Annotated in this window: 1 protein-coding gene; it reads left to right on the top strand. The window is 65.6% G+C overall.

The features are described from left to right. Positions 1–206: 206 nt before the first annotated feature. Positions 207–1,093, top strand: an 887-nt coding sequence (locus L4923_RS30785; RefSeq protein WP_239370882.1) for an IS110 family transposase, incomplete at its 3' end; no start/stop codon positions are given.

Raw genomic sequence — 1,093 nt, forward strand, 5'->3', positions numbered from 1 at the left:
GGGTTGGTGTAGATTGGCGGCCGAAGCTACCGGCCGTGCATAGCCGGCAGCTTCGGCGGCGGGCGACCGTCCTCAGGATTGGGTAGCACCCGGCCTCATCATGGGTCTCCGCCGTCTTTTCCGCCATCGCTTGGAGAGTTGATGGGGCCTCTGGCCTCGCCGCCACGCCCGCAAACAATCCGAAGCTCAGCAAGGATAGCATCGGCATGGCCTTTTTGCATCAACAACCGTCCCGCTGCCTCGGTTTCGACGTGGCCAAGGATAGCATCACCATCAGCGAAGGATCGCCCAAGGCGGCCGTGACCATCACCAACAGCCGCGCCGCCATCCGCGCCTTCCTCGCGCGCGGCGCATACGCCGGTACCGTCCTCATCGTCTGCGAGCCGACGGGTGGCCATGAGCTGGTGCTGCTTTCGGAAGCCCTGCGGGCTGGCATCGCCTGCCACCGTGCCAACACCAACAAGCTCAAGGGCTTCATCCGCTCTTTTGGCACCAACGGCAAAACCGATGCCATCGATGCCGCCATGCTCGCCGCCTACGGCCGTGAACGCTGGCGCATCCTGGCCTTGTGGCGGGCTCCCGACGCCGAGGAGATCAGACTGCGGGCACTGGTCAGGCGTCGCCAGGAACTCGTCGCCATGCGGGTCGCCGAGAACAACCGCGCCAAGGCGCCTTCCAACAAGGCGCTGGCAGGCTTCTTCAAGAGCCTCATCGCCGTTATCGAGCGCCAGATCAAGGCCATCGAGACGGCCATGCGAGCCCTGGTCAATCAGGCCGAAGCCCTCAAGCAGCGTGCCGCCGTGCTGACCAGCATGGACGGCATCGGCCCGATCAGCGCCGTGGCCCTGATCGCCTCGCTGCCGGAACTCGGCTCGATGACGCGCCGCCAGGCCGCAAGCCTTGCCGACCTCGCACCCCACCCCAACGACAGCGGCCTCAAACGCGGCTATCGCAAGATGCATGGCGGTCGACCCGACGTCAGGACCATCCTCTTCATGCCAGCCTTGCGCGCCGCAGCTGGCCATGGCCAGTTCGCAGCCTTCTACAGCCGTCTCGTCGGCAACGGCAAAAAGCCAATCGTCGCCATCGCTGC

The sequence above is a fragment of the Terribium retamae genome (assembly GCF_022347545.1).
Classification (GTDB): domain Bacteria; phylum Pseudomonadota; class Alphaproteobacteria; order Rhizobiales; family Rhizobiaceae; genus Mesorhizobium; species Mesorhizobium retamae.